Annotated in this window: 11 protein-coding genes; 1 reads left to right on the top strand and 10 read right to left on the bottom strand. The window is 47.4% G+C overall.

Features of this window, described 5'->3' with window-relative positions:
- Window positions 1-136: 136 nt before the first annotated feature.
- The 6 genes from fumC to ACQ4MX_RS28125 all read right to left on the bottom strand — a co-directional run bounded on the left by fumC (window position 137) and on the right by ACQ4MX_RS28125 (window position 6,606).
- A complete protein-coding gene (gene fumC, locus ACQ4MX_RS28150) occupies window positions 137-1,525 on the bottom strand; it encodes a class II fumarate hydratase (protein ID WP_431088594.1) in 1,389 nt (462 codons plus the stop codon).
- A gap of 160 nt (window positions 1,526-1,685) precedes the next feature.
- Window positions 1,686-3,230 (bottom strand): 2-isopropylmalate synthase, encoded by a 1,545-nt coding sequence (locus ACQ4MX_RS28145; protein WP_431088593.1) that lies wholly within the window; start codon window positions 3,228-3,230, stop codon window positions 1,686-1,688.
- 99 nt (window positions 3,231-3,329) lie between these two features.
- Window positions 3,330-4,040 carry a FadR/GntR family transcriptional regulator gene (locus ACQ4MX_RS28140; RefSeq protein ID WP_431088592.1) on the bottom strand — a complete coding sequence of 237 codons (711 nt, stop codon included), beginning with the start codon at window positions 4,038-4,040 and terminating at the stop codon, window positions 3,330-3,332.
- A 181-nt stretch (window positions 4,041-4,221) separates the two neighbouring features.
- Window positions 4,222-5,241 (bottom strand): aldose 1-epimerase, encoded by a 1,020-nt coding sequence (locus ACQ4MX_RS28135; protein WP_431088590.1) that lies wholly within the window; start codon window positions 5,239-5,241, stop codon window positions 4,222-4,224.
- Window positions 5,242-5,378: 137 nt separating this feature from the next.
- A complete protein-coding gene (locus ACQ4MX_RS28130) occupies window positions 5,379-6,182 on the bottom strand; it encodes an MBL fold metallo-hydrolase (protein WP_431088588.1) in 804 nt (267 codons plus the stop codon).
- Window positions 6,183-6,309: 127 nt separating this feature from the next.
- Window positions 6,310-6,606, bottom strand: coding sequence for a hypothetical protein (locus ACQ4MX_RS28125; protein WP_431088586.1), 297 nt, complete (start codon window positions 6,604-6,606; stop codon window positions 6,310-6,312).
- A gap of 163 nt (window positions 6,607-6,769) precedes the next feature.
- Here ACQ4MX_RS28125 and ACQ4MX_RS28120 point away from each other — a divergent pair, with 163 nt between their 5' ends.
- Entirely contained in the window at window positions 6,770-8,002 is a 1,233-nt protein-coding gene (locus ACQ4MX_RS28120; RefSeq protein ID WP_431088584.1) for an aminopeptidase, read from the top strand.
- 78 nt (window positions 8,003-8,080) lie between these two features.
- Here the strand turns inward: ACQ4MX_RS28120 and ACQ4MX_RS28115 are convergent, their stop codons facing one another.
- From ACQ4MX_RS28115 to ACQ4MX_RS28100, 4 genes are all read right to left on the bottom strand, one after another.
- A complete protein-coding gene (locus ACQ4MX_RS28115) occupies window positions 8,081-8,572 on the bottom strand; it encodes a hypothetical protein (RefSeq protein ID WP_431088582.1) in 492 nt (163 codons plus the stop codon).
- Between the two features lie 154 nt (window positions 8,573-8,726).
- On the bottom strand, window positions 8,727-9,845 hold the full coding sequence (locus ACQ4MX_RS28110; protein WP_134914670.1) for a glycerol dehydrogenase: 1,119 nt from the start codon (window positions 9,843-9,845) through the stop codon (window positions 8,727-8,729).
- 36 nt (window positions 9,846-9,881) lie between these two features.
- Window positions 9,882-10,889, bottom strand: coding sequence for a biotin synthase BioB (gene bioB, locus ACQ4MX_RS28105; protein WP_431088580.1), 1,008 nt, complete (start codon window positions 10,887-10,889; stop codon window positions 9,882-9,884).
- Window positions 10,890-11,130: 241 nt separating this feature from the next.
- Window positions 11,131-12,432: a hemolysin family protein gene (locus tag ACQ4MX_RS28100; protein ID WP_431091432.1), complete on the bottom strand. Its 1,302-nt coding sequence runs from the start codon at window positions 12,430-12,432 to the stop codon at window positions 11,131-11,133.
- Window positions 12,433-12,819 lie beyond the last annotated feature (387 nt).

Raw genomic sequence — 12,819 nt, 5'->3', positions numbered from 1 at the left:
ATCACACAGAATACTAATCTTAGATAAAAAAATATATATAAAATCAAAAAATCCAGCTCATGAGCTGTGCTAATCGGCACTCCATGAGCTGGATTTTTTGATTTTATAGGGCTTGAACTGCGTAATTCTCAGCGCTTTAAGCTTTGGGCTGAATCATATTCGCCGGTACAACATATTGGTCGAACTGCTCTTCGGTCAACAATCCACTACGCAGAGCCGCTTCTTTGAGAGACAGTCCTTCGGCATGCGCGAGTTTGGCGATTTTAGCCGCATTTTCATATCCGATATACGGATTTAATGCTGTCACCAGCATCAGCGAATTGTTCAAATTGTGCTCAATTTTAGTGAGATCCGGCTCGATACCAATCGCGCAGTTGTCATTAAAGGCAACAATTGAATCGGCTAGCAGATTCACGGATTGCAGGAAATTATAAATAATGACTGGCTTAAACACGTTCAGCTCAAAATTCCCCTGACTCGCAGCAAAGCCGATAGCGGCATCATTACCCATGACCTGCGTTACGACCATCGTAAGTGCCTCGCTCTGGGTCGGATTGACCTTGCCCGGCATGATCGAGCTGCCTGGCTCGTTGGCAGGAATCGTAATTTCACCCAAGCCGCTACGCGGACCGCTTGCCAGCCAGCGAACATCATTGGCGATTTTCATTAAATCAGCAGCAAGTGCTTTAACGGCTCCGTGTACGGCAACCACTTCATCATGGCTGGTCAGCGCATGGAATTTGTTTGGTGCGGACGTAAATGTTTTGCCAGTGAAGCTGGAAATCTCCGCAGAGGTTCGGTCACCGAACTCCGGATGAGCGTTAATACCCGTGCCCACGGCTGTACCACCTATCGCCAGCTCCTTCATATATTGCACCGTGTCGATGATAATTCGCTTGCTTTTGTCCAGCATGGCATACCAGCCGCTGATTTCTTGACCCAGAGTAAGCGGCGTGGCATCCTGCAAATGAGTACGACCGATTTTAATAATATCCTTAAATTGCTCTGACTTCTGCTGGAAGGTTTCTTTCAGCTTATCAATAGCAGGCAGCAAGTGATCCTCCACTGCAATGACACCCGCTATATGAAGCGCCGTCGGAAATGTATCATTCGAGCTTTGCGACATGTTCACATCGTCATTGGGATGCAGCTTTGCATCCTGTCCCTGCTCTTGCAGCCATTGGCTTCCAAGATGAGCAATCACTTCGTTCACATTCATATTGGATTGCGTACCGCTTCCTGTCTGCCATACGACCAATGGGAAATGGTCATCGACCCGACCAGCAAGAATTTCGTCCGCCGCATAAATAATAGCGTCCTGCTTCTGCTGTGACAGCTTGCCCAACTTATAATTGCTGATCGCTGCACTCTTCTTGAGCACTGCGAACGCCTGAATAACCTCTAACGGCATTTTCTCCGAGCCAATCGGGAAATTTTCCTTGCTGCGCTGTGTTTGCGCTCCCCACAGACGGTCTGCCGGTACTTTGATTTCACCCAACGTATCTTTTTCGATGCGGTAGTTCAATTCATTTCCTCCTCTTGGCCTATGTAATTCAGACAAAATATGGTGACTTCCTTGCCTATTATACATTAAATTTCAAAGGTTATCATATATATTGCAAGCGCTTTTTTACGATTAGGCCGGAGGAGGAATGGATCGTCAGCGACATACCAGGGAGGTCGGATCAGCTAATGGTGATGTTGCCTTTAGCTCGAACCTCTTTTCTGCCCAGCAGCTTATTCAGCGCGTCGATGTAAGCTCTGGCACTGGCTTCCAGAATATCTGTACTTATGCCTCTTCCACGGGCGGTATATTCTCCTTGTCTCAGAACAGCATGCACTTCTCCGAGCGCATCCTTACCGTACGTTACAGATTGGATCGAATAATCCTCCAATTCCACTTCTTCATCACTGGCCTTGTCTATAGCATGAAAAATCGCGTCTACGGAGCCGTTGCCCATCGCCACTTCATCAATAGCTGCTCCATCCTGCTTAATCAGTCGAATGGATGCTACTGGAACCGACTGATTGCCATAGGATACCTGGATGGAATCCAGCGTGTAAATCTGTGGAGAGGCACTGCGACTCTCATCCATCAGGACGAGCAAATCTTCATCCAGCACCTGTTTTTTCTTGTCCGTCAAGGCTTTGAATTTACGGAACGCCTCCTGAAGCTGCTCCTCTGTCAAAGCATCAAACCCCATGTCCGCCAGCTTTTCCTTGAACGCATGTCGCCCCGAGTGCTTGCCGAGTACAAGCTTACTCGTCTTCAAGCCGATGCGCTCCGGGGACACAATTTCATATGTCGTACGCTCCTTAAGCATCCCGTCCTGGTGAATACCGGACTCGTGGGCAAAAGCGTTCGCTCCAACAATGGCCTTGTTTCCTGGTACGGACATCCCCGTGCGTTTGCTCACCAGGCGACTGGTGGCATACAATTCCTCCAGAATGAGATCCGTTTTTGCATCATAAAGCTCGGTTCTGGTATCAAGGGCCAGTGCGACCTCCTCCACAGGGGTATTTCCGGCACGTTCCCCGATGCCATTGATTGTGCCTTCAAATTGATCTACACCATTACGGATGGCCGCCAATGTGTTAGCTGTTGCCATGCCGAGATCATCATGACAGTGGGTGCTGAGCTGTATTTTTTCGATGCCCGGCACCTGGGCTTTTACGATTCTGAACATTTCGCCGAACTGATCCGGCGAAGCATACCCAACGGTGTCCGGCAGATTGACGACCGTTGCTCCAGCACGGATCGCCATATCCACGACCTCGCAAATAAAGTCCAGTTCAGTACGACTGGCATCCTCCGCCGAAAATTCCACCTTATCAAAATACTTTCGTCCATAACGAATGGCTGCGGCTGCGGTCTCCAGTACCTTCGTCTTATCCATTCGCAGCTTGTGCTGGCGGTGAATGGGTGAGGTAGCCAAAAACAGATGAAGACAGGCGTCCTCCGCTCCCCGCAGTGCCTCTCTGACCGCATCTATATCCTGCTCTTTCGAACGTGCAAAACCAACCAAGGTTGAGTTGGTGACCTGTTTGGCAATCTCCTGCATGCTGAATATCTCACCTGGCGAGGTAGCCGGAAAACCGGTTTCTATCCGATCTACGCCCAATTTTTGCAGTTGAAGGGCGATTTCCACCTTTTCTGTACTGGTCAGACTAACTCCTGGTGATTGTTCTCCATCTCTTAACGTTGTGTCCAACACCCATATTTTGCGCATTCAGAACCCACCTTTGGTTTTATTTTAGGAGATGTTCGATATAAAAGATTTACAATTCAATTTATTCATCCGATCATCTGATGTTTAAGATTAAAAAAATTATGAATTTCCCATATGCTTTTGCAGTTCCAGCTTGGTGCCATCCAAATGCTGAATACTGTACAGCTCGGCAGCCTTGGCATCCTGATCGCGGATCGCTTCATATATTTTCTCATGCTGAAGTGTAAAAGGATTTTGCATCGCCGGATCGGTTACGAGATTTTTCAGTGCCTTCCGAATCGCCTCTACAAAGCTGCGATACACATCTGTAAGCACTTTATTACGTGTAGCTCCGGCAACAGCCAAGTGAAAAGTAATATCCGCATCCAGATACCCGTTCAAATCTCCAGCAGCCAATGTCACGGCACGACGGTCCAATGCCTCGCGCATCAAGCGTAAATCTTCATCCTTACGTCGTAAAGCAGCCAGTCTGGCAATTTCCAGCTCCAACACACTCCGCACCTCATAGACCTCAATTATTTCAGCGCGACTCAGTCGGTAATCCAGAGGCTCCTGGGAAGTCGTCGGTTGGCAGACAAAGGTTCCGTGTCCTTGTTTTTTCTCTAATAGACCGGCATGTACGAGAACGCTGACCGCTTCACGCACCGTGGAACGCCCTACTCCAAAAAGCTTCATCAGCTCAGGCTCTGTCGGAATTTTTGCACCCACTTCCCATTCACCAGTAGCTATTTTTCGTTGCAGCTGTTCAGCCACTTCATCGGCGATTTGCTTGCGTTTGACGGCTTGAAAAGGCACCATTTCCTGATTCATCTGATCATCTCCTGTTTCGTATCATACTATAGCGGCTTGCCATCCTGCAACCTGTTTTTCATGTTCCTATCCTCACTAAACAGACTTCTGTCTGTAATATTTGTCTTCTCCACCTCTCCCATCAACAAAATAAAGCCCGCACCGTTGGACACGATACAGGCTTATTCCGATAAAATATAGGCTAGGATTTCGAACGTGCAGGTGTGACACAATATAAACGGCTGGTTGCTTCAAAAATATGGCCTGGAGCAAGTGCAATCAACCCGATCTCCTCCGCAGGCAAGTCCGGACGATTCGGTGCATTGATCATGTTCATTTGCGGCTCAGGACAGATGAATTCCTTGTTCGCTTTGTTATTCCAGATCATCCAGTGCTTATAGGCCGTGCCTACATCGTATACGAGAGTAGCGCCTGTCTTACTGTGTGTCAGCTCCATATAGTTGCGTCCATTTTGCGGAGCTGCCGTGTAATGATTATCCATGGAGGCAAAATAAGGACTCACTCCCGTTGTCTTCAGCAGTTCCTCTTCCGGCGACAATGGCTGGAACTGTCCTGTGGCTAACAACCGCTCCGTCAGCTCGCGACGCTCACCGATGGTAACCTTAATTTTGTAGTCTTCCGGCGAACTCTCCGGTACGAATGGAACCCGAATTGCCGTGTGAAAGGCATACAGGTTTGGAATCGGCTGATTACCCTCGTTGTGGATCACATAACGCTGATGCAGTCCAAATTCGTCCAGGCTGTATGTCAGCTTGATGGTAAAGGTGAACGGCAAATAGCGGAACATGGGATGTCCTTCCCTCACATGCTGATTCATTACCACATAGCTGCCCTGTTCTCCAGATCCGTAGTCCTCAACCTCCCACCGGACGGTGTGTAAAAAACCGTGCAAATGGTTGTGGGTCGCCGTTTCATTGATGGGCAGTTCATATGTAACTCCATTCCACAGAAATTTGCCATCTTCATACCGATTCGGAGGAAACAGGAAAGGAATCCCATAGACTGACGGACTTTGTTTAAAAGCCTCTATGCTGTCAGCTTCCGGCTCGCGGAGAAATGAATATCCTGTCTCATTGTCACGAAAAGAAATCAGATTTGCCCCGTTTCCCGGCAGGGCTACCGCTTCATAACGCCCGAATTTAAGGCGAATCGCCGGTATTCCATAATAAAGGTCACCAATTGCAGCATGCTGATGTGTCATCAAAAATCCTCCTTGATGAATGACGATGTTTTAATGAAAGCGTTTAGCTTTTGGCTTGACTATACCATGCTGAGCAAAAAAATTCCATGCCAACACAAAAAAACGATGCCCCGTAAGGCATCGTCCTTTCCACGTCACTACACATAGCGTCCCTGCTTGGGTACAGCCGTGTGCTCAAAATCCTCCGCCAGTCGTTCCAACTGGGTCGTAAGCTCATTACCCTGCATGTAGTGACCGTGTCCCGTAACAGCAATCTCCGGCTTTAAACCGGACAGCAGTTCCACTGACCGCTGCGCAGCCTGCCAATCTGTCGTAAAATATGCAGGCGGACCGTGTATTTCTTTTTCCTGTAAAATAACTGCCAGCGCCGATTCCTGCTTTACTGTAATAAAAGCATCTCCAGTTACTAGCAACCGTCTGCGTTCATGAAAAAGCGATATGTGACCCGGCGTATGTCCAGGTGTATGCAGCCACTTCCACCCAGGCGCACCGGGCACACTGCCATCCTCAGGCAGACGGGTGATGCGATCATCCAGATCAATGGCATCATTGGGGTATAAAAAGGAAACGCTCGACAGCAGACCTCCACCCACGCTGGGATCAGGTTGTTGGTAATCCTTCATCCCCGTCAAGTAAGGAAGCTCCAGCGGGTGCGCATACACAGGGGTACCCCAATGCTGAACCAGTTCAATGGCCGATCCCACATGGTCAAAATGCCCGTGAGTGAGCACAATAGCAACGGGAGGGCCAGCGAACCGTTCCTCAGCCAAGCGAATAATCGAGTCTGTAAACCCCGCCATCCCCGTATCCACCAGTACCCAGGATCGACTTCCCGGCTCCCCGATAAAACACACATTTACAAACAGCGTCCGTAAGCTCAGAAGATCGGGAGCAGCCTCTTCATTTGCCGTCATTCCTTCGGTGAACAGATGATTTGCCAAACCGTCATCCTCCCCATTCACATGGAATTTGCTGTCATTATCGACCTATAGGCTTCCCCCATGTCGGCAGATTATGCGGACACTGCTAAATATAATCCGCTTGTCACGAAAATAGACCATGTTTACATTACTCGGGTAATTTACTCCATGCCGCATCAAGCAAATAATCAAACAAATCATCGTTCTCTTCAATCCATGCATCCATACGCAGCATCTCTTCCTCTACCCGTGGCTCCCCTGCAAAATGGAGACTGTAATCCCACTCCTTGCCCCTTTTGCTATGGAACGTAATTTCGTATACAGAGGTCTGTCCGTCTACTCCAAACACGACCTGACCCAAGTATGCACCATTCTCATCTCTAGTCATTTGTGCCTGCTGAATATGTACTTCCTGTACTTCCTGAGGTGCATTTTGATCCGTCATTCATCTATCCGCCCTTTCATTTTCACCAAAATGTACCAAAATGGATTTGTGAACCTTTTCGTTACATTGTACAATATATAAGCCGTGTGTGGAATTTGCAAAAAACTGCGCAGGCAACCCCAAGCCCTGTTAAGGGCCTTTTCGTGAAATGGAGGAAAGTTACATGTCAGATTTTCAACAAAAATTGCAAAAATATGCCGAGTTAGCTGTTCGGGTGGGGGCTAATGTCCAGCCTGGGCAAACACTTATCGTTCATGCTCCCATCCTATCCGCTGAACTTGTGCGGCTTATTGTCAAATCTGCGTATACCGTCGGAGCCAAGCTGGTTAAGGTAAAATGGAGCGACGAAGCCATCACTCGCCTGCAATATGAACTGGCTCCTGATGAGACTTTTAATATTCCTCCCAAATGGTATGCGGCTGAAATGACCGAAGAGGTCGAGAACGGCGCAGCGGTACTGCATATCATAGCAGAAAATCCGGATTTGCTTCAAGGTATCCCGTCCAGTCGCATTACTGCGGCTCAGCGTGTGCGTTCACATGAATTGCGCCAATACCGCGAACTTCAAATGGCCGACAAATTCAGTTGGGCTCTGATTGCTTACCCTTCCGAAGAATGGGCTGCCAAAGTATTCCCGAATCTGCCAGCTTCCGAACAAATGGATAAGCTGTGGGAAGCCATTTTCAGCACCGTGCGTGTGGATCTGGACAACCCGGTAGAAGCATGGAAAGAGCATTTGAAAACACTCTCCAGCAAATCAGATATTTTGAATGCCAAACGCTATAAAAAGCTGCATTATCTGGCCCCAGGTACCGATCTAACCATCGAATTGGCTAAAGATCACCTGTGGGTTGCAGCCGAAAGCGTCAATCAGCAGGGACACACCTTTGTAGCCAATATGCCTACCGAGGAAGTGTTTACTGCCCCGCTCAAAACCGGAGTGAATGGCAAAGTAAGCAGCACCAAACCTCTCAGCTACAGCGGAAATATTATCGACAACTTTACACTGACCTTTGAAAACGGGCGCATTGTAGATGTACAGGCTGAAACAGGTTTGGAGACTCTTCAGCATCTCGTCGAAATGGATGAAGGCTCCCACTACTTGGGCGAAGTCGCTCTTGTGCCTCACCAGTCCCCGATTTCGGATAAGAACATTTTGTTCTATAATACGTTGTTTGATGAAAATGCTTCCAACCATCTGGCCATCGGCAATGCCTATGCATTTAACCTCAAAGGCGGCAAGGACATGAATCAGGAGCAGTTAGCAGCCAACGGCCTGAATTCCAGTCTGACACACGTCGATTTTATGATCGGCTCAGGTGAAATGGACATTAACGGCGTCACCGAGGACGGTACCGAGGAACCCATCTTCCGCAAAGGAAACTGGGCGATCTAAAAAGACAAAAAAGGCTCACGCCGCTGTCATGCGGAGGAGCCTTTTTTTCTTCATTCAACGGGTTAGGTCACAGATATTTTACAAATTACGAAGCCACTGATTCACTGTAATTCCAAAGACAACTTGCACTATGCTGATGATTAAAAAGACAATAAGGCAGCTTACGATTCTTCGATTTGTGGATTGGTGCATGGATAAAGCGGATTTTACATAAAACATGCTGCCCAATATTCCTATACACACACCAAAGATCCCCGAAAATAGCACTCCTATAACCAAGCTGACCACTACAAAAGCCCAACTCCAACCCGGAACTTTAGACACGGGCACGTAAGGCTGATTGGAACCCAGATATACGCCATCGACGGCCAAATCCGCTTTGTTACCGATGACGACAACATTTACAGCTTTATTCGTCAATCTGATGGGGAAATCGACCAAATTCAAAAAAGCATTCTGGCTTTTAACCTTCTGTACGCTTCCATTCACAATAATTTTTCCTCCGCCGAGGCTACGCTTGTACTCAATTTCATACTGAGTTCCATTATCTTCTACATTCCATTTTGCCATTGCTCTACTCCTCTCAAGTTTTAGGCTAGCCGTAGATATACTTCCGACATTTCCTAATTATGTACTGTAAAAATCATAACATAAGCTGCAAGTTAAATAATGGAAAAAGGCCGCTTATTAGCGACCTCTTCGTGTATTTCATATTGTATTGGTGTTAGTTCGTATGTCCAATTTTAGCTTTGTAAGCAAGGGAATACTGGTCAGCAGCTAAAATCGCATCCAGCACATCGTCCGCTGTCACTGCAAATGGCAGATTATGAGCAGTTTCGCCTTCTTTCGTCGCCGCCTGAGCTACACGGTACAGATCCTCACGGGAGGCTTCCTGGAGCTTGACGTCCTCCAGCGTGACAGGCAGATCCAGCTTCAGATAAAAATCGATATACCGTTCCACCTCGGCCAAAGGTCTTTTTTCTAACGCAAGCTGTACCAAGGTGCCGAAAGCCACCTTCTGACCATGCGTCAAGTGATGAATATCCCCTTCCAGCACGGTAAAACCGTTGTGTATCGCATGTGCGCCTGCCAAGCCACCACTTTCGAATCCTAGCCCACTCAGCAGCGTATTGGCTTCTACCACTGCTTCAAGCGCAGGTGTAACCACTTTGCGCTTCACGGATTCATAGGCTTGCAGCCCGTAATCGAATAGAACCTCTTCGCACTTGGCCGCAATTGCTTCGGCTGCCAAGGTTGGCAAGCCGCCAGCCATCGTTGTCGCCCGGGCCTCGATGACGGCACGAGCTTCAATCCATGTTGCCATCGCATCCGCAATGCCGGAAGAGAGGAACAATGGCGGTGCTTGGGAAATAACCTTTGTATCGACTAGGATCAAGCTTGGATTTTTACTGAAAAAAGAATACGTATCAAATGCGCCCTCATCCGTGTACAAGACAGATAGCGCACTGGTCGGAGCATCCGTGGAGGCTGTCGTTGGGATAATGACTACCGAGGAACCAAGCACCTCATTAACCGCCTTGGCGGTATCCAGCGTCTTGCCGCCGCCTACACCAATGACAATATCGACATGCCCGCTTCGTCCCTGATCAGCAATACGGTTCACTTCGTTTTTGGATGCTTCCCCTTGAAACTCCACCTTTACCGATGTAATCCCCGCCTGTTCCAGACTTTTCACTACCCGGTCGGCTGCGATACCCCATACCAGCTTGTCGGCAATAACCAGAGCAGTATGACCTAATGGCTTGACATATTCACCCGTTTTATCAATCACATTTTTCCCTTGCACATATTTACCCGGACTAATAAATACTTTTTCGCTCATCGTTCAACGCTCCCTTCCAAGTTTGTACAATTCCTATTATACAGCCGGAAGAGCACACATCTCAATTTCAAACCCCAGATCTTCAATCATTTGATGATCGGCTGTGACTGCTTGTCCATCTGTCGTTAAATAATCTCCTACGAAAATCGAATTGGCTGCATACAGAGATAAGGGTTGCAGTGTCCCCAAATTCAGCTCCCGTCCGCCTGCGACACGAATTTCCTTGGATGGACAAATGAACCGAAACAGCGCCAGTACCTTTAATGCTCTGATCGGAGATGTGCGTTTTGCTCCTTCCAGCGGGGTTCCAGGGATCGGATTCAAGAAATTGACTGGGATGGAGTCGGCACCGATTTCCCTTAACGCATAACCCATTTGGACGATTTCCTCATTCGTTTCCCCCATCCCGATAATCACGCCGGAGCATGGTGACATCCCGTGAGATTGAGCCATTTTAACCGTTTCGACACGTTGATCGTATGTATGTGTGGTTGTAATGGACGGATAGTTGGCCTTGCTCGTATTTAAATTGTGATTGTAACGATGGACTCCCGCCTCTGCCAATCGGCGGCCCTGATCTCCTTTGAGAATTCCCAGGCACGCACAAATTTTAAGTGGCATCGTACTGGTAATTTCCTGTACCGCCTCAATTATCTGATCCAGCTCTCGATTCGTTGGGCCCTTGCCGGAAGCTACGATACAATATGTACCTGCTTTCCTTGCTAACGCTTCACGGGCTCCGGCCAGCAGAGACTCCTTGTCCAGCATACTGTATTTGCTGACAGGTGCCGTGGATACGATCGATTGTGAGCAATAGCCGCAATCCTCCGGGCACAGGCCGCTTTTGGCATTCATAATCATGTTGAGCCTTACCTTTTTACCGTAAAAATGATGACGCACACGAAATGCAGCTTGCATAATCGGTAAAATTTCCTCATCGTCCGCTTCCAGCACCGCCAACCCTTCTTCGAGTGTCACATTGCCGCCGTGGATCACATTTTCAGCCAGCGAGTACCAATCCATAACCTCATTGGACCATTTCATACTTTGTACCTCCCTAATTTAAATGAGCATGTAAACAGATACGTTTCTCAGGAGAAATTTCCTTTTTAATTGTCAACCAAATAAATTATTTTGGGTTGACAATAATATAGTTCATCATATCAATTCATGTCTCATGTGTAAAGAAGCCAAAATCAAAAAAAGCGGCCCTCTATTGTTCAAGGGACGCTTCAAGAATGATTCAATTATAGAATGTCTACTCTTTTATCTGGTGAATCCTGATTTACGAGACTCCCGCTTCCTCCATAAGGACTGGCTGCTTCAACAGCCGGATACGTGAAATCCGCTTGTTCTCGATTTCTTCTACAACGAACAGACAACCTTCAAATTCTACAGACTGACCCGGCTGTGGCGGGATGACTTCAACATGCGAGTATAGCCAGCCCCCTACTGTATCATAATCCTCATGATCCAGATTCAGTCCAAAGCGATCATTCACTTCATCGATTAACAGCATACCGTCAATGGAAAATTCCTCGTCAGTAATCTGCTCACAACCAGGACGCTCCTGATCGAACTCATCCTGAATTTCACCAACGATCTCTTCCATAATATCCTCCAGCGTTACCATACCCGATGTACCGCCGTATTCATCAATCAAAATCGCAATTTGTGTCTTGCTACGCTGCATGCGTTTGAGCAAATCACTAATTTGCGTTGATTCAGGAACGGCAAGAATCGGACGGATCATCGTACGGGTATCCAGTTTGTTCGCCCGCAGAAGATCCTTGATATGGATAAAGCCGATAATATGGTCCTTGTCCTCGGCGCAGATTGGATAACGCGTTCTCATGCTCTCCGTCGCAATCGCGAGATTTTCGTCTGTGGACTCATTGCTGTACAAACAGATCATCTCGGTACGCGGAATCATGATTTCCCTGGCGGTCGTGTCGGTAAAATCAAATATATTATCAACAAGCGCCAATTCCGTATTATCAATTAGTCCGCTCTTATTGCTTTCTTTCATCAGAATGCGTATTTCATCCCCCGTATGCGCGGAATCGTCATATTCGGATACCGGCTCCAGACGGAATAAACGCAGCAGGCTGTTCGCCATGCCATTCAACGCCCATATGAATGGATACATCAGCTTGTAAAACCAAGTCATCAGCATGGCCGAATACAGCGTAATGGTTTCAGCTTTACGAATGGCTATTGTTTTGGGCGCCAATTCACCCAGCACAATATGCAGAATCGTAATCACAATAAATGCAATGACCACGGCAGTACCGTGTACATATACCGGTCCCAGCCCGGCGGCTGTAAATACAGGTTCGATCAAATGTGCAATGGCCGGTTCTCCGATCCACCCCAGTCCCAGCGAAGCCAGTGTAATGCCCAACTGGCAGGCAGACAGATAAGCGTCCAAATTGTGTAATATATTCGCGGCATATACGGCTTTTTTGTTGCCCGCCTCTACCAATGTGTCAATACGGCTGCTTCTGACTTTTACCATTGCAAATTCTGCAGATACAAAAAAACCGTTCAATAATACTAATGCAAAAACAATAAATAAGTTAAACATACTCGGTAAAGGGTCACTCAATATGCTCCCCATCAGCCGTCATTACGGCAGACAGGCGCACCTCCTTCGGATAATTTCATCATAGACAGAACGATAACACATCATAAGCAGCGTCAACTTCCCAACACAATCACTCCTTCCGGCTTTCACAAACCATATTTTCGCATGAATGACGAAGCCATTCATCAGCTTATATTTAATTATATAGTTATACACTACACAGTCAATCCGCAAGGTATGTCAGAAAAATCGGCTAACGCGGTCATTTTGACCGGAAATCGCCATTTTCCGCCTCTTACCACAAGGGAAGCTACTATATTTGAGAAAGAATATAAATAAAATAAATCCCCCGCCGTAAGGCAGAGGATTGGGGGATAAACTATATAT

The organism is Paenibacillus sp. 8b26 (assembly GCF_050626875.1).
In the GTDB taxonomy this organism is placed as follows: domain Bacteria; phylum Bacillota; class Bacilli; order Paenibacillales; family Paenibacillaceae; genus Paenibacillus.
Note: the sequence above shows the minus strand (reverse complement) of the source record. Positions and strands in the feature narration are given on the sequence as shown.

What these genes read in the sequence shown, in the direction of transcription:
- ACQ4MX_RS28145 (WP_431088593.1), bottom strand. Translation starts at nt 3,230, where the DNA reads ATGCGCAAAATATGGGTGTTGGACACAACGTTAAGAGATGGAGAACAA.
- ACQ4MX_RS28140 (WP_431088592.1), bottom strand. Translation starts at nt 4,040, where the DNA reads ATGAATCAGGAAATGGTGCCTTTTCAAGCCGTCAAACGCAAGCAAATC.
- ACQ4MX_RS28135 (WP_431088590.1), bottom strand. Translation starts at nt 5,241, where the DNA reads ATGACACATCAGCATGCTGCAATTGGTGACCTTTATTATGGAATACCG.
- ACQ4MX_RS28125 (WP_431088586.1), bottom strand. Translation starts at nt 6,606, where the DNA reads ATGACGGATCAAAATGCACCTCAGGAAGTACAGGAAGTACATATTCAG.
- ACQ4MX_RS28120 (WP_431088584.1), top strand. Translation starts at nt 6,770, where the DNA reads ATGTCAGATTTTCAACAAAAATTGCAAAAATATGCCGAGTTAGCTGTT.
- ACQ4MX_RS28115 (WP_431088582.1), bottom strand. Translation starts at nt 8,572, where the DNA reads ATGGCAAAATGGAATGTAGAAGATAATGGAACTCAGTATGAAATTGAG.
- ACQ4MX_RS28110 (WP_134914670.1), bottom strand. Translation starts at nt 9,845, where the DNA reads ATGAGCGAAAAAGTATTTATTAGTCCGGGTAAATATGTGCAAGGGAAA.
- bioB (WP_431088580.1), bottom strand. Translation starts at nt 10,889, where the DNA reads ATGAAATGGTCCAATGAGGTTATGGATTGGTACTCGCTGGCTGAAAAT.
- ACQ4MX_RS28100 (WP_431091432.1), bottom strand. Translation starts at nt 12,432, where the DNA reads ATGTTTAACTTATTTATTGTTTTTGCATTAGTATTATTGAACGGTTTT.